Below are 22785 nucleotides of genomic sequence, written 5' to 3' on the forward strand. Positions count from 1 at the left end.
TCGATTAATCCCATGCTGGCGCGATGCCTTCCGGGTTCGCCAGCCGCTGGCCACGATCCAGCGTGGCGATCTGTGCCATGTCTTCATCGGTCAGGCGCAGGTCTTCGGCGAGCAGGTTGCTGGCCAGGTTCTCGCGCTTGGTGGAGGAGGGGATCACCGCGAAGCCCTGCTGCAGTGCCCAGGCCAGCGCCACCTGCGCCGGGGTGGCAGCGTGGCGCTCGGCGATGGTCTGGATCACCGGGTCCTTCAGCACCTCGCCGTAGGCCAGGCTCATGTAGGCGGTGACATGGATGCCCTGTTCGCGCAGGAACGCGATCAACGCGCGGTTCTGCAGGTACGGATGCACTTCAATCTGGTTGGTGGCGATCGCCTCGGCGCCCAGGATCGCAATCGCCTGGCGGGTCAGGTCGATGGTGAAGTTGGAGATGCCGATCTGCCGGGTCAGCCCTTCGGCCTTCGCCTGCGCCAGCGCGCCCAGGTACTCGGCCATCGGCACCGCATCGTTCGGCGACGGCCAGTGGATAAGCGTCAGGTCCACATGGTCGGTGCGCAGCTTGCGCAGGCTCTCGCGCAGGCTGTCCAGCAGTGCATCGTGCTGGAAGCTGGCGATCCAGACCTTGGTGGTCAGGAACAGGTCGTCGCGGGATACACCGGAGTCGGCGATGGCCTGGCCGACCTCCGCTTCGTTACCGTAGATCTGCGCGGTATCGATGGCGCGGTAACCCACGTCCAGTGCGTTGCGGACCGAGTCGATGACGGTCTGGCCCTTCAGCCGGAACGTGCCAAGACCAAATGCGGGAATGCTCATGAAAAACTCCTTCAGTGGGGGAAGTGCAGGCTACGCCGTGCACCGTTAAGCGGATCAAATGAAAACAAGCGGACGGTAGAGCGGACGGTAGAGCGGACTGTTAGTCCGCTGCCGTTGGCATCAATGCGCCGCCACAGAAATCCCGTCGGCACGCGCATCCACACCGTCCCGTGCGTCCAACCGCCCACTCAGCACGGTCAACCCCAGCGCACCCAGCACCACCAGCGCGCCCAGCCACGGCGTATGCATCAGGCCCAGGTGATCCACCACCAGCCCGCCCAGCGACGCACCCATCGCGATGCCGACATTGAACGCGGCGATGTTCAGGCCCGAGGCCACGTCCGCCGCCTGCGGGGCAAACCGCTGCGCCTGCTTGACCACATACACCTGCAGCCCGGGCACGTTGCCGAACGCCACCGCGCCCAGCGCCAGCACCGTGAGCAGCACCAGCCACGTGTTGTGTGCGGTGAAGGTCAGCGCGAACAGCACCAGCGCCAGCAACCCGAAGATCAGCTTCAGCGCGGGGATCGGGCCGCGCCGGTCGGCCAGGCGGCCGCCCCACAGGTTGCCGAACGCCACCGACACGCCGTACACCAGCAGCACCCCGCTGACCGCGTTCGGCGAGAAGCCGGTGACGTCCTGCAGGATCGAGGCGAGGTAGGTAAAGGACAGGAACGTGCCGCCATACCCCAGCGCGGTAATGGCATACACCAGCAGCAGGCGCGGCTGGGCCAGCACGGACAACTGCTGGCCGAATGTGGCCGGTTCACTGCGCTGCAGGTTGCGCGGCACGAACAGCAGGCTGCCGATCAGGGCGATCACGCCCAGCGCGGCCACGGCCAGGAAAGTGGCGCGCCAGCCCATATGCTGGCCGATGAAGGTGCCCAGCGGCACACCGGTCACCAGCGCCACGGTCAGCCCGGTGAACATGATGGCAATCGCACTGGCGGCCTTCTCCTTCGGCACCACCGACGTGGCGATGATCGAGCCGATCGAGAAGAACACGCCGTGCGCCAGGCCGGTGAGCACGCGCGCCACGATCAGCGAGCCATAGCTCGGTGCCATCCAGGCAATCACATTGCCCAGCGTAAACAACACCATCAGCGCCACCAGCAGCGTCTTGCGCGGCACCCGCCCGGTCAGCGCGGTCAGTACCGGCGCGCCGACCGCCACACCCAGGGCGTACAGCGAGACCAGCAGGCCGGCGGAGGGCAGGGACACGCCGAGATCGGCGGCGATGGTCGGAATCAAACCGACAATGACGAATTCGGTCGTGCCGATCGCGTACGCACCCAGCGTAAGCGCCAGCAGGGCCAAGGGAATGCCACGGGACATGGTCGTAACCGGTGGAAGAGGAGGTGCGCAGTCTGCGCGCCCGACTCTTGCCGAAAAACCGGTCTTCACGCCAATGACTCTTGCTTCATGGTCAATAATGGGTCCATGAAGACCACCCTCGATGAAATGCAGGCGTTCATCGCCGTGATCGACAGCGGCTCGATCACCGCCGCCGCCGAAGCACTGGGCCAAACCACATCCGGGGTCAGCCGCGCGCTGGGCCGGCTGGAGGAAAAGCTGGGCACCACCCTGCTGACCCGCACCACCCGGCGGCTGCAGCTTACCGAAGAGGGCGACGCGTTCCTGGCCCAGGCCCGCGCCATCGTCGCCTCGGTGGAGGCGGCCGAAGAGCAGATGACCGCGCGCCGCCAGCGCCCGGCGGGCCGGCTGCGCGTGGATGCCGCCACCCCGTTCGTGCTGCACGTGATCGCCCCGCTGGTGGCCGGCTTCCGCGCGCGCTATCCGGAGGTGCAGCTGGAGCTCAACAGCAGCGAGCGCTACATCGACCTGCTCGAACGCCGCACCGACGTTGCCATCCGCATCGGTCCGCTGGCCGATTCCACCCTGCATGCGCGCCCGCTCGCGCACAGCCGCCTTCGCGTGCTGGCCAGCCCGGCCTACCTGGCCGCGCATGGCACCCCGAACACCGTGGAGGATCTGGACGCTCACGCACTGCTGGGCTTCAACGAACCCGATTCACTCAACCACTGGCCGTTGCCCGGGCGCACCGACGCGCTGCTGCACATCCGCCCGGCCGTGGCCGTTTCCAGCGGCGAAACCCTCCTGCGGCTGGCGCTGGAGGGCGCGGGCATCGTCTGCCTGTCCGACTTCATGACCCACCGCGACCGTGAGGCGGGCGCGCTGGTACAGGTGCTGCCGGCGTTGACCGTGGAGGTACGCCAGCCCATCCACGCCGTGTACTACCGCAACACGGCGGTATCGGCGCGGATCAGCTCGTTCCTGGACTACCTCGCCGAAGCGATGGTCGGGCCGCCGTTTGTGCGCTAGGGGCCAACCGTGGGTTGGCAGCCCTTGACCTAAGCAGCGCGCGACAACGACGGCGCCGCCGGTGCCAGCACGAACACATCCACCGCATCGTTCAGCGCGATGGCCTGTTCCTCCATGCTGCGCGCGGCAGCCGAGGCTTCTTCCACCAGCGCGGCGTTCTGCTGGGTGGCCTCGTCCATGTGGATCACGGTCTGGCTGACCTGCTCGATGCCGGCGGTCTGCTCCTGCGAGGCCGCCGAGATCTCGGCCATGATATCGGTCACCCGCTGCACGCCACTGACGATCTCGCCCATGGTCTGACCCGCCTGGTGCACCAGCCGCGAACCGCTGGTGACATCGCCGACCGAGGTGTCGATGAGCGTCTTGATCTCCTTGGCCGCGCCCGCCGAGCGCTGCGCCAACGTGCGCACCTCGCTGGCGACCACGGCAAAGCCGCGGCCCTGTTCACCGGCACGCGCCGCTTCCACGGCGGCGTTCAGCGCCAGGATGTTGGTCTGGAAGGCGATGCCGTCGATCACCGAGATGATCTCGGCAATCCGCTTGGACGACGCCTCGATGGCGCTCATGGTGGTCACCACCTGGCTCACCACTTCGCCGCCCTGCGCCGCGACGCTGGCCGCGCCGATCGCCAGCTGGTTGGCCTGGCGCGCGTGTTCGGCGTTCTGGCGCACGGTCGAGGTCAGCTCTTCCATCGACGCGGCGGTCTCTTCCAGGTTCGCGGCCTGCTGCTCGGTACGCTGCGACAGGTCGTTGTTGCCGGCCGCGATCTCGCTGGCGGCGGTCTGGATCGCCTGCGCGGCGCGCTTGATGTCGCCCACGATGCCGGTGAGCTGGCCGCTGGTCATCGCCACGTCGTCGCGCATGCGCGCGAACACGCCGTGGAACTGGCCCTGCATGCGCGCGCTGAGGTCGCCGCGCGCGATGGCCTGCAACACGCCGGAAACCTCGCCGAGGTCGCGTTCGGTGGTTTCCATCAGCTGGTTCAGGCCGCCGACCATGTCGCGGAAGTCGTGCTGGTAGCGGCTGGCGTCGCCTCGTTGGCTGAAGTCACCGGCCGCGGCGGCCAGCGCCAACCGCTTGATCTCGGCGTTGATCGCACCGAGGTTGTGCTTGACCGCGTCCAGCGACTCGGTGATCACCGCCTTCTCGCCCGGCAGGCGCTGCATGTCCTGCGAAAGATCACCCACCGCATAGCGGCCCATGATCTCGATCGCGCGCAGCTGCACCTGCAGGTGCGCGTCGACCAGTGCGTTGCTGTCGTTCACCATCTGCCCGTAGCCGCCCGGGAATGCGCTGGCATCCATGCGGTAGCTGATCTCGCCGGCGTCATGGCGCTGGGCCATGCTGGCCTGCGCGGCCAGCACGTCCTTCAGCGTCTGGGTGACGGCGGTCATCGCCAGACCGAGACGGCCGATTTCGTCGCGGCTGCGGACCTGCACGGTGTGGTTGAGTTCGCCGCGTGCGACGGCGCGGGCGGCCGCCTCCACCGCCACGACCGGTGCGATCACCGAGCGCCGCAGCCACACCGCCAGCACCGCCATCAGGATGCCTGCCGCCAAGGCGGTCAGTACCGCACACAGCACCAGCATGCGGCGGGCCTGCTCGGAGCGGGCCTGCACGGCGCGTTCGGCAACCGCCGCGGTCTGCTTGCCCAGCGCATCCAGCGTGGTGCCCAGCGCCCGGTCCTTGCCGCGCACCAATGCGTCGCCTTCGAGCGGGCTGTAGCCGCTGGCGGCGAACGCCTCCAGCGCACCGTGGTAGTCCGCTTCCAGCGTGGCGTGCTGGGCCAGGAAGGCCTGCGCCAGCCGCACCGTTTCGGCATCGCCGCCACTTGCCAGCGCCTTGGCCAAGGTGCGGGTCTTGTCGCCCTGCGCATCGAAGGCGGCCAGGTGCTTGGTCCGCAGCGCCTCGTCGCTGCCGCGCAGCAGTACGTTCTTCCACTCCTGCACCTGCATGCGGAATTCGCGTTGCAATCCTTCGGCCTGCGCGTTGCGGGCCACTTCGGGTGGGATGGTGGTCGAGAGATTCAGCCAGGCCGATCCCAGCCCGGCCAGGGCGCACAGCACCACCACGGCCAAGCCAAGCGACAGGGCGCCGAGCAGCTTGAACTGCAGGCTGAGGGCGCGCGCGGGCGCAACGGAGGAGAGGGGCATCGCGGATCACTGAAAGAGGGAAGGGGCGATGGCGGTATCGGACTCCGCAGTTACCTTCTGAAGTGCGATGTAGCGCACATTTTCTGTCTCATTCACGCATGTGAAGCTTTTATTACCGTTGCAAAGGCGACGCCGGTGGAACAACTGGCAGGGTTGTCCGTTCCCCGCTCTATATGTAACTATTGGCGTTACATGAAATCCAGCAACCAATTCTCCGACGCCCTCCACATCATGGCCCACCTGGTCGGCCAGGCCGGTCCCCGCACCTCCGAACAGCTCGCCACCTGCCTGCCGACCCACCCGGTGGTGATCCGCCGCCTGCTGGCGGCATTGCAGAAGGGCGGGCTGGTCCACAGCGTGCGCGGTCATGGCGGTGGCAGCCAGCTGGCGCGCGACCCGGCCACGATCAGCCTGCACGACGTCTACGTGGCCATCGGCTCACCGGCACTGCTGCATACCGGTGCGCGCGAAACCGGACGTGGCTGTCCTGTACAGCAGGTGGTCAACGCCGCGTTGGACGAGAGCTACCAACAGGCGCAGGCGCTGCTCGAAAAACGCCTGCACGCCACCACGCTGGCCACGTTGGGCGAGGCCTTCGCCCAGCACCTGGCCCACCACGCAACAGGAGTTCCGCATGAGCTTTGATGCCGTGATCGTCGGCGGCAGTTTCGCCGGTCTCTCCGCCGCCATGATGCTCGCGCGGGCCCGCCGCAGCGTGCTGGTGATCGACAGCGGGCTGCCGCGCAACCGTTACGCCGCGCACTCGCACGGCGTGCTCGGGCTGGACGGCATGGCCGGCGGCGAGCTGCTTCGGCAGGCCAAGGCACAGCTGCTGGACTACCCGAGCGTGCGCTGGTGCAGCGACACCGCCATCGAAGCACACCCCACCGTGGACGGGTTCGCCGTGCACACCGCCGGCGGCGACACCTGGGCCACGCGCAAGCTGCTGCTGGCCACCGGCATCCGCGATGAACTGCCGCCCATTCCCGGCCTTGCCGAACGCTGGGGCCACAGCGTGCTGCACTGTCCTTACTGCCACGGCTACGAAATCGGCGGCGGCGAGATCGGCCTGCTCGGTGGGCATGCGCTGTCCGCCATGATGGCCGGGCTGCTGGCCGACTGGGGGCAGGTCACGCTGTTCGCGCATGGCATGACGCTCGACGACGACCAGCTCGCCACCCTGCAGCGCCGCGGCGTGCGCATCGAATCGGCCGAAGTGGTCGCGCTGGAAGGCGATGCGCCGGACCTCAGCGCGGCATTGCTCGCCGATGGCCGCCGCATCGACCTGCGCGCGCTGTTCGTGGCCTCGCGTCAGCACATGGCGTCACCCTTGGTAGAACAGCTGGGCTGCGCGCTGGATGAGAGTCCGGTGGGCGTGCTGGTGCGGGTGGACGCGCAGAAGCAGACCACGGTGCCCGGCGTGTACGCTGCAGGCGATGCCACCGTGATGGGCAACATCACGCTGGCCAGCGCCGAAGGCGTGCGTGCGGGGGTCAGCCTGCACCACGCCCTGGTGGCCGAAGACAGCGCGCTCACCCCTTGATGCAGACCACCTGGCGCAGGGTGTGCACCACCTCCACCAGGTCGCTCTGCGCGGCCATCACCGCATCGATCGACTTGTAGGCCGCGGGTGACTCGTCGATCACCGTCGCATCCTTGCGGCATTCCACATGTGCGGTGGCCTCGCGGTGCTGGGCCAGGGTGATCTGCTGGCGCGCCGCAGAACGGCTGAGCACGCGCCCGGCGCCATGGCTGCAGCTGTGGAAGCTCTCTGCATTGCCCTTGCCCCGCACGATGTAGCTGCGCGTGCCCATGCTGCCCGGAATGATGCCCAGCTCGCCGGCCCGCGCGCTCACCGCGCCCTTGCGCGTCACCAGCAGTTCCTCACCGCCGTGCGTTTCGGTCTGCACGTAGTTGTGGTGGCAGTTCACCGCCAGCTTCTCCAGCTGGAACTTCGGCAGCCGCTGGCGCATCTCGGCCAACACCCGCGCCATCATCGCCTCGCGGTTCTCGCGGGCGTACTCCTGCGCCCACGACACCGCCTGCACGTAGTCGTCGAACAACGGCTCACCCTGCATGAAGAACGCCAGGTCCTTGTCCGGCAGGTGGAAGCCGAGCACACGCCGGGCCAGCTGTTCGCGCGCCTGCTCAATGAAGTAGGTGCCGATCAGGTTGCCGGTGCCGCGCGAGCCGCTGTGCAGCATCACCCACACCGCGCCGGTTTCATCCAGGCAGATCTCGATGAAGTGGTTGCCGCCGCCGAGCGTACCGATCTGGCACGCCAGCTTGTCGGTGCGCACCTGGCGATGCCGCTCCTTGATGGCATTCAGCCGCTGGACCAGCCCGGAGCACTCGATGCGGCTGCGGATGCTGTCCGGCAGCTGCCGGTGTTCGCCGCCCTTGCCATTGCCCACCGGCACGGCGCGCTCGATGTGGCTGCGCAGCTGCGCGAGCGAGTCCGGCAGGTCGTCGGCGCGCAACGTGGTGCGCACCGCGGCCATGCCGCAGCCGATGTCCACGCCGACGGCGGCAGGAATGATCGCACCGCGGGTGGGAATCACCGAACCCACGGTCGCGCCCTTGCCGACGTGCACGTCGGGCATCACCGCGACCCATGGGCCCACGAAGGGCATCGCAGCGATGTTGCGCAGCTGTTCCTGCGCCTGTGTGTCCACGGGCACGCCGCGCACCCAGCCCTTGATGGGCGTGCTGCCTTCGGCATGCAGGAAATCAAAATTGTGTTGTGTAGTCATGACATCAGTCCATTGAAGGTGCGCAAACGAAAACGCCCCCGGATGCAGCATCCGAGGGCGTTTGCGTACCTCGGAGATCGGGAACCGATCTCCGTGCAGGAAGATCAGTCGATGGCCAGCGTCAGTGCCTGATCCGCGGCATCGCACGAACGCAGCGCGGCATGGGTGCGCGGCAGTCGGTGGGCGATGGCGGGGAAGCAGAAGGGCATGACGGTCTCGGTTGAAGGGAAGGGGTGCCGCACGGGGCGGCGATGGGCGCGAACCTTACGCGGGTTCGTTTACGTCTGCAACTGCGTCATGCAAGCGCAGGCTGTTCGCCTGCGCCACAGACCGCCTGGGCCGGCCAACGGCCGGCGCTACCACGTTCATTCCGCGCTGGCTTCGTCGAGCTGTGCGATGTCCTTGGCCGACAGCGCCACCTGCGCGGCAGCCAGCACGTCATTGAGCTGTGCCACGCTGGTAGCGCTGACGATCGGCGCGGTGATGCCCGGGCGGGCGATCAGCCAGGCGATCGCCACCTGCGCCGGCGTGGCGTTGTGCGTGCTGGCCGTGTCGTCCAGTGCCTGCAGGATGCGCAGGCCGCGCGGATTGATGTACTTGGCCACCACGCTGCTGCCACGCGTGCTGCTCTTGGCCGCATCGTCGGCACTGCGGTACTTGCCGCTGAGGAAGCCACTGGCCAGCGAGTAGTAGCTGATCACGCCCAGTTCGTTCTCGCGTGCCACCGCTTCCAGCCCCGCCTCATACCCGGCGCGGTCGTACAGGTTGTACTCCGGCTGCAGCGTCTCGTAGCGCGGCAGCTTGTAGTCGGCCGACACCTTGAGCGCATCGCGCAGGCGTTCGGCGCTGTAGTTGGACGCGCCGATGGCGCGCACCTTGCCCTGCTCGATCAACCGGCCGAACGCGGCCAGGGTGGTCTCCAGCGGCGTGGACTCGTCGTCTTCATGGGCCTGGTACAGATCGATCACGTCGGTCTGCAGGCGGCGCAGCGAATCGTCCACGGCGGCGGCGATGTTGTCTGCCGACAGCCCGGGGTGCTCGGCCCACTTGGCGACCTTGGTGGCCAGCACCACCTTGTCGCGCTTGCCGCTGCGCTGGAACCAGCGGCCCAGGATGGTCTCCGATTCGCCGCCCTGGTTGCCCGGCACCCAGGCCGAATAGGCATCGGCGGTGTCGACCAGGTTGTAGCCGGCATCGACGAACGCGTCCAGCAGCGCGAACGAGGTCTTCTCGTCAGCGCCCCAGCCGAATACGTTGCCGCCGAATGCGATGGGCAGCACTTTCAGGCCGGAACGGCCGAGTTCGCGCGGTGCAGTCATGGGCATCTCCTCCAATCGAATCCAATGCAACAGCATAAGTGCCTGCCCATGACACCGCTGCGGCGGCGGGCACAAAACAGTGTTCCGCTTCGCTGCACTGCACTAACGTTTTGTGAACACCTTTGACATCGCGGCTGCTAGTCTCGCCGCATCCCGCCACCGTAGGTGATCCGATGAAAGCCCGTTCGCTCAGCTGTGCCTGCCTGTTCACCGTCTCCACGCTGCTGCTTGCCGCCCCCGCCATGGCCATCAAGCCGGCCGGCCCCAACGCCCAGCCGGCGATCACCGCCGCGGTGCAGGCGGCCGTCGACGGCAAGGGCCGCACCCCGGACAACGTGAAGCGCGACGCCTACCGCCATCCGGCGCAGACGCTGTCGTTCTTCGGCGTGGAACCGGGCAAGACCGTGGTCGAAATCACCCCCGGTGGCGGCTGGTACTCGGAAATCCTCGCCCCGCTGCTGCGTGACAAGGGCACCTATGTGGCCGCCGTGGTCGATCCGCAGGCCGTGGCCGAAGGCAAGGGCCGCGATTACCAGCAGCGCCAGATCGATGGCCTGAAGAAGAAGTTCGATGCGGTCCCGGGCACCTATGACAAGGCCAAGGTCGTGCCGTATGACCCGAACGCGCCGAAATTCGGCGCCGACAACTCCGCCGATGTGGTGCTGACCTTCCGCAACGTGCACAACTGGCGCAGCGCCAACCAGGCCGAAGGCATGTTCAAGGGCTTCTACAGCGTACTCAAGCCCGGCGGCGTGCTCGGCGTGGTCGAACACCGCGCCAAGGCCGACGTGCCGGCCGACGACAAGAGCGGCTACGTGGGCCAGGCGCAGGTCATCGCCATGGCCGAAGCGGCCGGCTTCAAGCTGGCGGGCAGCAGCGAGATCAACGCCAACCCGCGCGACACCAAGGACTATCCGGGTGGCGTGTGGACGCTGCCGCCGTCGAACAGCCACGACAAGGCGGACGACGCCAAGTACAAGGCCATCGGCGAAAGCGACCGGATGACCCTGCGCTTCGTGAAGTAACGCGGGAACGCCGGCAGGTACCGACCGTTGGTCGGTACTCCGGCATCCGGGTGCACGGAATGGGACAATGGCGCATCGTCGCCCTCTCCTGCGCCATGCTCATCGCCTTCAACAAGCCTTTCAACGTGCTCTGCCAGTTCACCGACAGCAGCCAGCCGCCCCGCGCGACCCTGGCCGGGTTCGGGCTGCCGCCTGACGTGTATGCCGCTGGACGGCTGGACTACGACAGCGAAGGCCTGTTGCTGCTGACCGACGACGGCCCGCTGGCGCACCGGCTGACCGATCCGCGCCACAAGGAAGACAAGACCTACTGGGTGCAGGTGGAAGGCTCGCCCAGCGACGAACAGTTGCAGGCATTGCGCAGCGGCGTGCAGCTGAACGATGGGCCGACCCTGCCGGCGCGCGTGGCGCGCCTGGAAACGCCGGAGCTGTGGCCGCGCAATCCGCCGGTGCGGTTCCGCAAGACCGTGCCGGATGCGTGGCTGGCGATCACCCTGCGCGAGGGCCGCAACCGCCAGGTGCGGCGCATGACCGCCGCGGTGGGGTTGCCCACACTGCGGCTGGTGCGCGTTTCAATGGGCCCGCATGGCCTGGATGCGCTGCAGCCGGGCCAATGGCGGCAGATCGCCTGAACCATGCAACGTAGAGCCACCCCATGGGTGGCTGCGGCGCGGTGCCGGATCACGAGCAGCCACCCATGGGGTGGCTCTACGTTTGGCGGAGACGCCGCCAAAAAAAACCGCCGGTCATGCCGGCGGTCTTCCTGATCAGCCAAACGCCCTGGTTATCAGGCGTCGCTGCCGATGTCGCTGTGCTCATCAACCACGGTGGTGTTGCGGCGGTTGCGCGCGCTGATGCGCTCGGCCTGCCCGTTCACCACGCTGCCATTGGCCAGCTTCTTCTTCTGCTGCTTGCGGTACAGCGCATAGCCCAGCAGGCCCACGCCCACCGCTGCTACCGCGATCGTCGCGGCCGGGTTGCGGCGAACCACCTTGGCGGCCACCTTGCTGCCGGTCTTCACTGCCCCGAGCGCCGCACCGGTCTTGATCCAGTCGGTCGCCTGCGGGCCGAAGTGGCGCAGATTGGTGCCGGCGTGCTTCAGGCCATCGCCCGCGCTGCTTGCCAGATCCAGTGCGCGCTCAAGAGCGCGGTCGGTAATAACGGTCAGTCTGCTCATGGGGGGTCCTTTGCCTCGGTTCGGAATCCAGTGTCGCCCGGCGGCCGTGTAGGGCGTGTTATCCATCGCCCACGGTCCAGTCACGACGATAACCAATCTGCGGCATCGATTCAGGTCGCACGAATCGCGCGGTCAGCCCCCAGCCATGAATGCGCACAGGTAGAGCCACGCCCTGCGTGGCTGCTCGCGGCTCCGGCCGCACCAAACACCAAGCAGCCCACGGTGTTACGTCCCACGTGGCTTGGCGCGGTGCGTCGCGGCCGCCGTCCACGGATCGTCCGGCCACGGATGCCGGGGGTAGCGCCCCTTCATCTCCTTCCTGACCTCCGCATAGGTGTTGGCCCAGAAGTTGCGCAGATCCTGCGTGACCTGCAGCGGGCGGCCCCCGGGGGAGAGCAGGTGCAGGGTGAGCGCAATGCGGCCGTCGGCGATGCGCGGCGTGTCGGCCAACCCGAACAGTTCCTGCAGCTTCACCGCCAGCACCGGCGGCAGCGGCGCGCTGCCATCGGCGTCGATGGCATACGTGATGGGCCGCTCCATGCCCGACGGCACCGCGATGCGCACCGGCGCGTGGCGGTCGATCAGCTGGCGCTGGGCCCACGGCAGGGGCGTCTTCAACGCCTCACCCAGCGCGGACTCGTCCAGCGCATCCAGGCGGGTCCTGCCGTTGAAGGCGGGGGTGAGCCAGGTCGACAGGGTTTCCATCAGCGCGGCATCGGACACGTCAGGAAGCTCCAGCTCCGGCATCCAGGTGCGCAGCGCCACCGTGCGCGCCTGCCACTGGCGCAGGCCCTCGGTCCACGGCAACGCGTCCAGGCCCAGCTCGCGCACCGCCTCGGTGAGCGCCTGCGCGGCCTGCGCGGGATCGACCCGGCCGGCCGAGCGGCTGTCCAGCACGATGCGGTCGAAGCGGCTCTCGCGACGCGCCACCAGCGCGCGCTTCTCCGCGTCCCAGCGCACCACGTCCTGCTGCACGAAGCGCTGCGGGAAATCGCGGCGCAACCGGTTCTCATCCACCGGCGCGGCACGCAGCAGCAACGCGTCGCGCGCCTCGTAGCGCAGTTCCACCGCCACCAGCCACGGCTCGCCGCGCAGATCGCTGGGATCGAACAGGCGCGCGCTGCGGCCGTTGGCCAGCAGGTAGCGCAGCGGATCGGTGGGGTGGCGCGCGGCGATCCGGTCGGGGAACGCATGCGCGAGCAGGTCGCCCAGCTGGTGTGCCTCCACCGACGACGGTGCGGCCGTGTCGCAGCGCAGACGCCGGCGCCATTGCTTGCTGGCCGCATCGATGGCGGCCAAGGCACCCCGGTTGGCATCGTGCGGCGCGCGTCCCTGGCGGAAGGCCGCCAGCGCGCGCCAGCGGGCCGCCAGCGCATCGCCGCCCTGGCGCAGCGGATCGCGCGCCTCCACCAGCGCCGCCAGGTCGCAGGCCAGCGCCTGCTCGGCGCCGCTGCCGGCGGCCAGCAGCATCGCCGCCAACCGCGGGTGAGTACCCAGCGTGAGCATGCGCCGGCCCAGCGCGGTGAGCCCGCCGCTGTCGCTCAGCGCACCCAGGCGCTGCAGCAGTTCGCGTGCGGCGGCCATCGCGCCTACCGGCGGCGCATCCACGAAGCGCAGGTCGTCGCTGCCCCATGCGGCCAGTTCCAGCGCCAGCGCGGCCAGCTCCACCTGCGCGATTTCTGGCCGGCGCTGCGACTCCAGCCGCTGCGACTGCGGCCACAGTCGCCACGCCCAGCCATCCGCCACGCGGCCGGCACGGCCGGCGCGCTGGTCGGCCGAGGCCTGCGCGATGCTCACCACGTCCAACCGTGCGAAGCCGCTGTTGGGGTCGTAACGCGGTTCGCGCGCCAGCCCCGCATCGATCACCACGCGCACGCCGGGCAGCGTGACCGACGACTCGGCCACATTGGTGGCCAGCACCACCCGGCGCTGGCCCTGCGGATCGGGTTGCAGCACGCGCGACTGCTGGTCCACCGGCAGCTCGCCGTGCAGCGGCAGCACCTGGATATCGGCCGGCAGCACCTGCTCGAGCGCGGCCTGGGTGCGCCCGATCTCGCGTTGCCCGGGCAGGAACACCAGCACGTCGCCGGGATGCTCGGTCAGCGCCTGCTGCACCGCGCGCCGCGCCTGTGCTTCCAGCGCCTCGTCGCGGCGTGCCGGGAAGTGGCTCACCACCACCGGAAAGCTGCGGCCCGCACTGCTCAGGCGCGGCGCATCCAGGAACTGCGCCAGCCGTTCGCCGTCCAGCGTGGCCGACATCACCACAATGCGCAGGTCGTCGCGCAGCTGCGCCTGTACGTCCAGTGCCAGGGCCAGGCCCAGGTCGGCCGCCAGGTGGCGCTCATGGAATTCATCGAACAGCAGCGCGCCCACGCCTTCCAGCATCGGGTCGTCCTGCAGCATGCGGGTCAGGATGCCTTCGGTGACCACCTCCACGCGGGTCCGCGCGGAGACCTTGTTCTCGAAGCGGATGCGATAGCCGACGGTCTCACCCACGTCTTCGCCCAGCTGCCGCGCCATGAACTGCGCGGCGCTGCGCGCGGCCACCCGGCGCGGCTCCAGCATGATGATCTTTCGGCCCTGCAGCCACGGCGCGTCCAGCAGCGCCAGCGGCACCTGGGTGGTCTTGCCGGCGCCGGGGGGCGCCTCCAGGACCAGCCGTGGGTGGCTGGCCAGGTGCGCGGCAATCTCTGGCAGCAGCGCGGAAATGGGAAACATCGGGGTACTCATGGCGGCAAGGATACGGGCCGCAGGCAGCAGCGGCGAGCCGTGGCGGCCGGGCGCGCGCGGGCCGCACGCTACAATGGGCCGATCAACCGCCCTGTAGCTGCCCCATGCAACTGATCGATATCGGCGCCAACCTCACCCACGATTCCTTCGACCGCGACCGCGACGCCGTGCTGGCGCGCGCCCGCGAGGCCGGGGTGGTGCAGATGGTGCTGACCGGGGCCAGCCGCGAGCATTCGCCGCTGGCGCTGGAGCTGGCCCGCCAGCATCCGGGCTTCCTGTACGCCACCGCCGGCGTGCACCCGCACCACGCGGTGGAATACACCGACGAGTGCGATGCCGAGATGCGCGCGCTGCACGCGCACGCCGAGGTGGTGGCGGTCGGCGAGTGCGGTCTGGACTACTTCCGCGACTTCGCCCCGCACCCGGCGCAGCACCGCGCCTTCGAGCGGCAGCTGCAGCTGGCCAGCGAGGTGCTGGCCGCCGACGGCCAACGCAAGCCGCTGTTCCTGCACCAGCGCGACGCGCATGCGGACTTCATGGCGCAGATGAAGAACTTCGATGGCAGGATCGGCGCGGCGGTGGTGCATTGCTTCACCGGCGAACGCCAGGAATTGTTCGATTACCTCGACCAGGACTGGTACATCGGCATCACCGGCTGGCTGTGCGACGAACGCCGCGGCGCGCATCTGCGCGAGCTGGTCAAGCACATTCCGGCCAACCGGCTGATGATCGAAACCGATGCGCCTTACCTGCTGCCCCGCACCCTGAAGCCGATGCCGAAGGATCGCCGCAACGAGCCGATGTTCCTGTCCCACATCGTGGAGGAACTGGCACGTGATCGCAGTGAGCCGGTCGAGGTGGCTGCAGCCAATGCCACCGCAGCGGCGCGTGCGTTCTTCCGCCTGCCCGCGTTGGGCGACGGCAATTCATGAAGTTCTGATGGGCAGCGGCTGACGGCACGGTCAGCATGGGCGTGAATCACTCGACGCCCAAGGTGCACGCCGTGTATATACCCGCCGCTGGATCCCCATCGCCCTCGTTGCCCTCCCGCGTCGGCCCATCCCGCCGCAGGCACGCCGTGCCGGCAGCGGATGTCTGGCAGCCCTGGAACGGCCAGGCGCTGCGCCGCGATGCAGGCCCCAACTACATCGGCAATACGCTGTTGCCGGCCAGCCGGGTTGCGGTGCCGCAGTCGGGGGCGCAGCCTGATTTCCCCTGGAAGCCCGTGCTGGTGGATCTCACCCGCTGTGCCGATACCCGCACCATCGGCACGCAGACCGACCTCGTTCTTGGTACTGCGGAATTGGGTCCCTTTCCTGCGGTCGCGCCGCAACCGCTCGCGCTGCGCCTGCTGCACAGGAACCGTGCCCTGGAAAACGTGGTGCAACGCGTGCGCTACCCGCGACACGCGGAGCGCCCCTATGACGCGGCGCCACGGCCCCTGCGCGCGGTGCGCTCGATGGTGGCGAGCACCGCATCCCCGGACGGCGTGCCGGCCTTGCCGCTCCCGCCGCTGACGCGTGCCCCGCCTTACGCGGTACCGCAGGTCACCCCGCCAGCGCAGGGCATGACGCCGCTGTTCCAGCTGGAGGCGATGTACCCGGCGCTGTCCCCGCAGGTGGCCCGGTATTACCCCGAACGCTGGTTCTGATAGGCCTGCAGGTGGCTGTAGGCCACCGCCAGCAGCGGTGCGGCCTGGCCGGCGGCGCGGGCCCTGGCCAGCATGTCGCCCACGATGTGGGCGGCTTCCACCTGCTGGCCCGCTTCCAGGTCGCGCAGCATGGACGCCTTGAGCGTCGAGCCGGCCTGCGTGGTGGCGTTCAGTGCGATCTGCCGCGCCTTGTCCGGGATTGGCTCGCCGGCCGCATCGGCCACCGCCAGGCATTCGTCGTACAGCCCGCGCACGATGGCCGCGCCATCATCGGTGGCCACGATGGTGCCGACATCGGCGCGCATCAGGCAGGTGGACGCGGCCAACGTGGTCAGGAAGGTGTACTTGATCCACTGCTCCTGGCCGATCGCATCGCTGGCGACGTAGTCCACGCCGGCCTGCACGCAGGCCGCCGCCAGCGCCAGTACCCGCGCGCTGCTGTCGGTGTTGTCGCGCTCGCCAAAGGTCAGCTTCGCCGGCGGTGCCAGGTGCAGCACCGCCCCGTCCGCGGCCTTGGTCGCGCTGATGAAGCACAGCCCGCCCAGCACTGCATCGCGGCCGAAGCGCGCGTCCAACGCCGTGTAATGACGCAGCCCGTTGAGGATCGGCAGCACCGTCGTGCGCGAGGACACGGCCGGGGCAATCGCCTCGATGGAGCTGTCCAGGTCGTAGGCCTTGCAGCTCAGGATCACCAGATCGAACGGCTGCTCCGCGGCCAAGGCTGGCAGTGCATCGGCCGTGACATGTGCCACCGGGAAGGTGGCATCGCCGAGCGGGCTGCGGATCACCAGCCCCTCGCTGTCGAGCTGTGCCGCACGGGCTGGGCGCACCAGGAAGGTGACGTCCACGCCGGCCTGCGCCAGGCGCCCGCCGAAGTAACCGCCGGTGCCGCCTGCGCCCAATACCAGAATGCGCATCAGCTGCGCATCCCCACGCCGCGCTTGAGCAGCCACAGGGCCAGCGCCGTGAGCGCCACCACGAAGCCGATCATCAGCGCATAGGCCACCCACAGCGGTACGTCGCTGGTGCCCAGCAGGCCGTAGCGGAATGCGTTCACCATGTAGAAGATCGGGTTCGCATGGGTCGCAGCTTCCGCCCACGTCGGCAGCAGCTTCACCGAATAGAACACGCCGCCCAGGTAGGTCAGCGGGGTCAGGATGAAGGTCGGCACGATCGCCACGTCATCGAACTTCTTGGCGTACACCGCATTGATGAAGCCGGCCAGCGAGAAGATCGTCGCGCCCAGCAGCACCGTGGTCAGCGTCACCAGCGGGTGCGGAATGCGCACCGGCGTGAAGAACATCGCGATGATCAGCACGATCACGCCCACCATCAGCCCGCGCAGCACCGCGCCGGATACATAGCCCCACAGGATCACCCAGTTCGGCATCGGGCTCACCAGCAGCTCTTCCACGTGGCGGCCGAACTTGGCGCCGAAGAACGACGAACTGATGTTGCCGTAGCTGTTCTGGATCACGCTCATCATCACCAGGCCCGGCACGATGAACTGCATGTAGCTGTAGCCGCCCATCTCGCCCACGCGCGAGCCGATCAGCCCACCGAAGATCAGGAAGTACAGCGTCATGGTGATCGCCGGCGGCACCAGCGTCTGGCCCCAGATGCGCAGGATGCGCGCCACTTCGCGGCGCACGATGGTCAGCAGCGCAATGCGGTTGCGCTGGCCGTCGGTCAGGACCGGGGTCGGGGTGCTGCTCATGCCGCATTCTCCTGGTTGCCGGTGAGCCGTACGAACAGCTCCTCCAGGCGGTTGCTCTTGGTCCGCATCGAACGCACCCGGATGCCCGACGCGTTCAGCGTCGCGAACACCCGGTTGAGGTCCATCGCGCGCGGCATGTCCACGTCCAGCGTGTGCCCGTCGATGGCGGTGATGGTGGTGCCTTCGATCACCGGCAGCTGCGCCGGCAGCTCACCGTCGATATCGAACAGGAAGCCTTCCACGTCCAGCTTGGCCAGCAGTTCGCGCATCGGCCCCTGGGTGACGATCTGGCCGTGGTTGATGATGGCCAGGTTGCGGCACAGGTGCTCGGCCTCTTCCAGGTAGTGCGTGGTGAGGATGATCGTGGTGCCGGCGGCGTTGATCTCCTTCAGCACCCGCCACATGTCGCGGCGGATCTCGATATCCACGCCGGCGGTGGGTTCGTCCAGGATCAGCAGGCGCGGGCGGGTCATCATCGCCCGGGCGATCATCAGCCGGCGCTTCATGCCGCCCGACAGCGTCCGGCTCATCACCTGCGCCTTTTCCCACAGGTGGGCGCGCTTGAGCTCCTCCTCGGCCATCTTCTCGGCCTCGGCGCGGGCCACGCCGTAGAAGCCGGCGTAGTTCACCAGGATGTCGAAGGGCTTCTCGAACAGGTTGAAGTTGATTTCCTGGGGCACCAGGCCGATCAGGCGCATGGTGGCGCTGCGGTTGCGCACCAGATCGCTGCCGAAGACCTCGACCTGGCCCTCGCTGAGGTTCACCAGCGAGCTGATGATGCCGATCAGGGTGGACTTGCCGGCCCCGTTCGGGCCCAGCAGCGCGAAGAAGTCACCCGGGGCAACGTCCAGCGAAACGCCCTTCAGCGCCTGGGTGCCGTTGTCATAGGTCTTGCGGAGGTCACGCACCCGCAGGGCGGGGGCGGTGCTGGTCGCGGGAGTGTTCTGGGATGCCAAGCTCTTGCCTTCGCGCCCAAGGGACGGCGCTGGATAGGGGCGGGGGAGCGGCTATTATAGAAGGCCCCGAGGGTTTGCCCCGGCTACACACTGTTTCCCAAATTCGTGCCTGTTCAATTCCCCCTCAAGCTGATCGACCGGCGCATGCTGGCCCCCACCGTCGGCCACTACCAGTTCCTGCGTGACGACGGCCAACCGCTGGATTTCCAGCCTGGTCAGTTCATCCAGGTCCATTTCGAGTACGCCGACGGCACCGCCACCAAGCGCAGCTACTCCCTGGCCACGATCCACGACCATGCCCTGGCCCCGGGCGAAGCCGTTGATATTGCAGTCAGTTTCGTGCCCGGTGGCGCCGCCACGGCCCTGTTCGAGGGCCTGGACATCGGCGGCCACGTGACCGCCAGCGGCCCGTTCGGCCGGTTCTGCCTGATGCCGGGCGACCACAACGCCCGCTACCTGCTAATCGCCACCGGCACCGGGGTCACCCCGTACCGCTCCATGCTGCCGCTGCTGGTCACCGCCATGGCCGAGCGCGGGGTGGAGGTGGTGCTGCTGCAGGGCGCCCGCACCCCGGCCGAGCTGCTCTACAGCGACGACTTCTACGCCTTCGCGGCTGCCCACCCGGGCTTCCGCTACGTGCCGTGCCTGTCGCGCGAGCTGCCCGAGAACCCGCACCCGGACGCCCGCCACGGCTACGTGCAGCAGCACCTGGCCGAATTCGCGCCCAACCCGGCCACGGACATCGCCTACCTGTGCGGCAACCCGGACATGGTGGATGCCACCTTCGAGGCACTGAAGGAAGCCGGGCTGCCGACCCCGCAGGTGCGGCGGGAGAAGTACGTCAGCAGCAAGTAATGCTGCAGCGCGGTTCACCGGATGCCCGCCTTGTACGGGCATCTGTGTCGGATATCTCAGTGGGCTGCAATCGGACCGCTCGCGAGGTACGTTGCAAGCGCGCGGTCTTCGATCTCGTACTCGCCCTTTTCGCCCTTTGGCGCGAGGACCAGGTTCTTCACCAGTCGATTGACGGCGGTTTGAACCCGCTGCGGGTTGTACGCATTCTTCTCCTCGAGCTGATTGGTCACCATGGCGCTGAAGTCCGCACTGAACAGACTCTTCGGCTGATTCGTGGCCAGGTGCTGCAGGATGATCCTATCGACCGGTTTCAGCCTCAGCCATTGCTCGCGTAGGCCCGTTTCGCCTATCTCCTGCTGCCAGCGGCGCAGTCCGTCCCATGGGTCGGACGTGATGCCCACCACCATGTGCAGGATGATCTGGTTGAGGTAGAGCGGTACCCGCGCAATGCGTTCGAAGACGTCTGCCAACGCCTTCTCGTCAACCTTGCGACCGGTCATCTGAGCAAAGAGGTGGGCGCGGTTTTGCACGAAGTCTTCGCCCAGCTGCGGCAGGGGCAATGAAAGTGCCGCATCGAAAAGCGGCGCTCTACGCTTGCGGAACATTTCATTGAGTGCGTCCCGGGAAGAGCCTGTAAAGAACAGCTTCAACTTGGGCTGCAGCTCAAGCATCGATGCACGGAAGCAGGCGACGAAATCCTCGTGCATCCCGGCAGCGAGCGTCTGGAACTCATCCAGGATAAGAAGAACCGGCTTGTTGCTCGCCTGGGCCAAGCTTTGCATTGCGCTTCTGAGCCTACCTTGCAGGTCTGCTTCAGCGCCGCGCTTCGTCCACTCGGCGTGCACCCCCGAGCCCGCGTAACCCGCCTTGGCGGTCACCTTGTCGGGTGCGATCGCCTTCGCCAGAAGGCCCTTGGGTCGCGCGGCCGCTTCCAGTTCTTCCACGAGTGCCACTTCAGGATGGTCACGCCTGACCCATAGGTCGATGTAGCACGCCCGCCAGCCCCACGCCTCGGCAGCCGGAACGAGATCGTTTTTCACGAACAGGGTCTTCCCCATCCGCCGCGCCGCGAACATGGTGATGGCATGGGTCAGCCCCGAGCCCAGCGCCTGATGGACCGTGTGGACAAGGTCCTCGCGTGGGAAGTAGTGGATGTCGGCTAGCGTATTCATTATGAACTTTTATGGACAAAGCCATAATTATGGTTTCGCTCATAAGATTCCATAACTCTTCGTCGGGTGCTGTGACAGTTCCCTCAGAAACGCTGGGCCATACGCGCCAACGACGGATCTGTCTCACAGTTTCAGGAGTGAGGCGCATCCTGCCTTCCGAAGCCCGCAACACAGCTTCAACGAATGCCCGCCCTTGGCGGGCGTTGGCTTTCCAATCACAGGTGCGCCGCAGGCATCACTCAGTTCGCGTCGCGGCGTAGGTGGTGGCGCCGCTGACCAGCTCGAACCCGTTCGCGCGGCCACCCGTGCTGGGCATGACCTTCAGCACCATGTTCTGCTCGGTCATGAAGAAGCTCGTCGCAGATTGCGCGTGCAGCTCCCTGCGACCTGAACCGAGCACGTCACTCTGCAGGTACAGCCGTTCGCCCTCGGCAATGAGCTCTGCGGTTTTGCCCAGCAGCGCGTAGCGACCGGCGAGCTGACGGTTGCGTGCGGCATCGCCCGGAATGGCGACCTTCTCGATCACCTTGAATTCCAGCCAGCCGTACTCGGCCGAGATACTGGCCAGAATCTCGCCGATCAGGGCCGCGCCGTTGTCGCTGTTGGTCATGATCACTGCGCCCTGGCCACTATGCGTATAGCCGTACAGCTGCGAGCGGAAGCCCGTTGTGCCGCCGCTATGACTGAAGCTGGTCCGGTCGCCCAGATCCTCGACGTACAGCCCGAGCCCGTACTCGCCCAGGCCACGCGTGAGCATCGTCTGTGCGGTGTCGTGCGAGAGCAGCGTGCCTGCGCTGCCATCGGCGGCGCGCTGGATCTCGAGCACCACCTGCGCAAGATCGCTCGGCGTGGTCCACAAGCCCGCCGCCGCCGACTCGGGATAGCGGTGCCAGCGACCCGCAACCGCGTGGCCGTCGGCGGTGTGACCCGATGCCGCCTTGGTGTCCTGGCTGGGCGGGAGCGCCACGGCGAAGGTACTGTGCTTCATTCCCAGCGGCGCCAGCACGGACTGCTGCATGTACCGATCAAACGGCTGCCCGGCGGCCTCGGCCATCAGCAGCTGCACGACGCCATAGCCACCGCCCGAATAGCGCCACAGGCTGCCGGGCAGGACATCCACCCGCACCGGGTCAGAGTTTGCCGGGGCAGTGCCGTCGAGGACCTGCACCAGGGTCGGCAGTGGCTGTCCCTGCGCGTAGCCGAAGTAACCATGGACCGTCGTCCCGGCGCTGTGGTTGAGCAGCATGCGTAGGCTCACCGGCTTGGCGCGGGTGAAGTCGTTGTCCGGAATCTTCCACGCGGTCAGCTGGTCGTTGGCCGGCGCATCCAGCAAAAGCCGGCCCTGCTGGACCAGCTCGAGCGCACCGACTGCGCTGACGGCCTTGCTGACAGAGGCCGCCTGGAACAGGGTATCCGGCGTCACCAGAGTGGTGTTCTTTCCTTCTGCGCTGGTCACGCCGTAAGCGCGGGTCCACTGGACCCGCCCCTGGTCGATGAGTGCGATGCTGACGGCCGGCACGTTGTGGAAGGCCATGCGCTCCCGGAGGTCCATCTTCCCGCCAACCGCGCCCTTGACCATCACTGGGGTGGAAAGCCCTGCCTCCACGCGCGCGACGCGGGCTTCCGCCGTTCTGGACGCTTCCTTTGCCGATATTGCCGCTCCGATGCACAGGGCAAGCGTGCCCAAAAGGCAGGTTGCAAATGGGCGCAGCAACCGAGCGTCGTAGCGGAAGTGCATGGGCGATTCCGGAGTGGGTGAGAGGCTGGGCGACATTACCTTATGCGGGCAACGCTATGCACTCCCACTTGGCACCAATCGCTACGATGTCGCCGATAGCGCTGGAACCCGCACTGGTCCTGGGGAAGTCCCCAGCTCAGTCTTGCGCGGACTCCTATGCGGTCGGGAACGTTGCGGTCGCGTCATCAAACCGGCCCTCTTCCCGAGCGATTGTATGCGATGCGCCAGCAGTGTGAAGTGGGCAATGCGCTGTATCCACACGCCGGTGCAACGGCAACGTTTGATGGACAATCAGCGACAAGGTACCTATTGGGAACTACGATGACGCCAAGTGGTCGGAAGTCAAATGAGGGTGGAACTAGTCAGCGTGCGGTGCCGCTATAAATTG

At 67.6% G+C, this 22785-nt stretch carries 20 protein-coding genes; 8 read left to right on the top strand and 12 right to left on the bottom strand.

The genetic code is table 11. From position 1 onward, the window contains the following. Positions 1 to 4: 4 nt before the first annotated feature. Both dkgB and ACOZHM_RS04415 read right to left on the bottom strand, forming a co-directional pair. Positions 5 to 808, bottom strand: a complete 804-nt coding sequence (gene dkgB / locus ACOZHM_RS04410; protein WP_421567754.1) for a 2,5-didehydrogluconate reductase DkgB — start codon at positions 806 to 808, stop codon at positions 5 to 7. Between the two features lie 120 nt (positions 809 to 928). Further along, on the bottom strand, positions 929 to 2143 hold the full coding sequence (locus ACOZHM_RS04415) for an MFS transporter (protein ID WP_421567755.1): 1215 nt from the start codon (positions 2141 to 2143) through the stop codon (positions 929 to 931). Between the two features lie 105 nt (positions 2144 to 2248). Here ACOZHM_RS04415 and ACOZHM_RS04420 point away from each other — a divergent pair, with 105 nt between their 5' ends. Further along, positions 2249 to 3151: a LysR substrate-binding domain-containing protein gene (locus ACOZHM_RS04420; RefSeq protein WP_421567757.1), complete on the top strand. Its 903-nt coding sequence runs from the start codon at positions 2249 to 2251 to the stop codon at positions 3149 to 3151. A gap of 29 nt (positions 3152 to 3180) precedes the next feature. Here the strand turns inward: ACOZHM_RS04420 and ACOZHM_RS04425 are convergent, their stop codons facing one another. Then, positions 3181 to 5304 (bottom strand): methyl-accepting chemotaxis protein, encoded by a 2124-nt coding sequence (locus tag ACOZHM_RS04425; protein WP_421567759.1) that lies wholly within the window; start codon positions 5302 to 5304, stop codon positions 3181 to 3183. 192 nt (positions 5305 to 5496) lie between these two features. On the opposite strand from ACOZHM_RS04425, the gene ACOZHM_RS04430 reads away from it, so the two are divergent. Continuing rightward, the gene (locus tag ACOZHM_RS04430) at positions 5497 to 5949 is read left to right on the top strand and encodes an Rrf2 family transcriptional regulator (RefSeq protein ID WP_421567760.1); all 453 of its coding nucleotides are present in this window, start codon (positions 5497 to 5499) and stop codon (positions 5947 to 5949) included. Further along, positions 5939 to 6847: an NAD(P)/FAD-dependent oxidoreductase gene (locus ACOZHM_RS04435; RefSeq protein WP_421567762.1), complete on the top strand. Its 909-nt coding sequence runs from the start codon at positions 5939 to 5941 to the stop codon at positions 6845 to 6847. The genes ACOZHM_RS04430 and ACOZHM_RS04435 overlap by 11 nt, the downstream gene beginning before the upstream one ends. Here ACOZHM_RS04435 and ACOZHM_RS04440 read toward each other — a convergent pair. Then, a complete protein-coding gene (locus ACOZHM_RS04440; protein WP_421567764.1) occupies positions 6837 to 8057 on the bottom strand; it encodes an RtcB family protein in 1221 nt (406 codons plus the stop codon). The two genes, ACOZHM_RS04435 and ACOZHM_RS04440, sit on opposite strands and share 11 nt — an antisense overlap. A 365-nt stretch (positions 8058 to 8422) precedes the next feature. Continuing rightward, complete coding sequence (locus ACOZHM_RS04445; RefSeq protein ID WP_421567765.1) at positions 8423 to 9376, bottom strand: aldo/keto reductase; 954 nt, start codon at positions 9374 to 9376, stop codon at positions 8423 to 8425. A 173-nt stretch (positions 9377 to 9549) separates the two neighbouring features. On the opposite strand from ACOZHM_RS04445, the gene ACOZHM_RS04450 reads away from it, so the two are divergent. Next, the gene (locus ACOZHM_RS04450) at positions 9550 to 10401 is read left to right on the top strand and encodes a class I SAM-dependent methyltransferase (RefSeq protein ID WP_421567766.1); all 852 of its coding nucleotides are present in this window, start codon (positions 9550 to 9552) and stop codon (positions 10399 to 10401) included. A 95-nt stretch (positions 10402 to 10496) separates the two neighbouring features. Further along, entirely contained in the window at positions 10497 to 11033 is a 537-nt protein-coding gene (locus ACOZHM_RS04455) for a pseudouridine synthase (RefSeq protein WP_421568106.1), read from the top strand. A gap of 155 nt (positions 11034 to 11188) precedes the next feature. On the opposite strand, the gene ACOZHM_RS04460 is transcribed toward ACOZHM_RS04455, so the two are convergent. Next, on the bottom strand, positions 11189 to 11578 hold the full coding sequence (locus tag ACOZHM_RS04460) for a hypothetical protein (protein ID WP_421567767.1): 390 nt from the start codon (positions 11576 to 11578) through the stop codon (positions 11189 to 11191). Positions 11579 to 11803: 225 nt separating this feature from the next. Then, positions 11804 to 14308 carry an ATP-dependent helicase HrpB gene (gene hrpB / locus ACOZHM_RS04465; RefSeq protein ID WP_421567768.1) on the bottom strand — a complete coding sequence of 835 codons (2505 nt, stop codon included), beginning with the start codon at positions 14306 to 14308 and terminating at the stop codon, positions 11804 to 11806. 104 nt (positions 14309 to 14412) lie between these two features. On the opposite strand from hrpB, the gene ACOZHM_RS04470 reads away from it, so the two are divergent. After that, positions 14413 to 15240: a TatD family hydrolase gene (locus ACOZHM_RS04470; protein ID WP_421567770.1), complete on the top strand. Its 828-nt coding sequence runs from the start codon at positions 14413 to 14415 to the stop codon at positions 15238 to 15240. Positions 15241 to 15386: 146 nt separating this feature from the next. Next, positions 15387 to 15959, top strand: coding sequence for a hypothetical protein (locus ACOZHM_RS04475; protein WP_421567771.1), 573 nt, complete (start codon positions 15387 to 15389; stop codon positions 15957 to 15959). On the opposite strand, the gene panE is transcribed toward ACOZHM_RS04475, so the two are convergent. The 3 genes from panE to ACOZHM_RS04490 are packed head-to-tail and all read right to left on the bottom strand — an operon-like array spanning position 15938 to position 18632. Further along, on the bottom strand, positions 15938 to 16876 hold the full coding sequence (panE, locus tag ACOZHM_RS04480; protein ID WP_421567772.1) for a 2-dehydropantoate 2-reductase: 939 nt from the start codon (positions 16874 to 16876) through the stop codon (positions 15938 to 15940). The two genes, ACOZHM_RS04475 and panE, sit on opposite strands and share 22 nt — an antisense overlap. After that, positions 16876 to 17676: an ABC transporter permease gene (locus ACOZHM_RS04485; protein ID WP_421567774.1), complete on the bottom strand. Its 801-nt coding sequence runs from the start codon at positions 17674 to 17676 to the stop codon at positions 16876 to 16878. Before ACOZHM_RS04485 ends, panE begins: the two co-directional genes overlap by 1 nt. Next, complete coding sequence (locus ACOZHM_RS04490; RefSeq protein ID WP_421567775.1) at positions 17673 to 18632, bottom strand: ABC transporter ATP-binding protein; 960 nt, start codon at positions 18630 to 18632, stop codon at positions 17673 to 17675. Before ACOZHM_RS04490 ends, ACOZHM_RS04485 begins: the two co-directional genes overlap by 4 nt. Before the next feature lie 105 nt (positions 18633 to 18737). Here ACOZHM_RS04490 and ACOZHM_RS04495 point away from each other — a divergent pair, with 105 nt between their 5' ends. Beyond that, complete coding sequence (locus tag ACOZHM_RS04495; protein ID WP_421567776.1) at positions 18738 to 19487, top strand: ferredoxin--NADP reductase; 750 nt, start codon at positions 18738 to 18740, stop codon at positions 19485 to 19487. Between the two features lie 56 nt (positions 19488 to 19543). On the opposite strand, the gene ACOZHM_RS04500 is transcribed toward ACOZHM_RS04495, so the two are convergent. Together ACOZHM_RS04500 and ACOZHM_RS04505 are read right to left on the bottom strand one after the other, a co-directional pair. Further along, a complete protein-coding gene (locus ACOZHM_RS04500; protein WP_421567777.1) occupies positions 19544 to 20659 on the bottom strand; it encodes a hypothetical protein in 1116 nt (371 codons plus the stop codon). A 235-nt stretch (positions 20660 to 20894) separates the two neighbouring features. Beyond that, complete coding sequence (locus tag ACOZHM_RS04505) at positions 20895 to 22397, bottom strand: serine hydrolase domain-containing protein (RefSeq protein WP_421567778.1); 1503 nt, start codon at positions 22395 to 22397, stop codon at positions 20895 to 20897. Positions 22398 to 22785 lie beyond the last annotated feature (388 nt).

The sequence above is a fragment of the Stenotrophomonas sp. PD6 genome (genome assembly GCF_049199305.1).
Lineage (GTDB): Bacteria > Pseudomonadota > Gammaproteobacteria > Xanthomonadales > Xanthomonadaceae > Stenotrophomonas.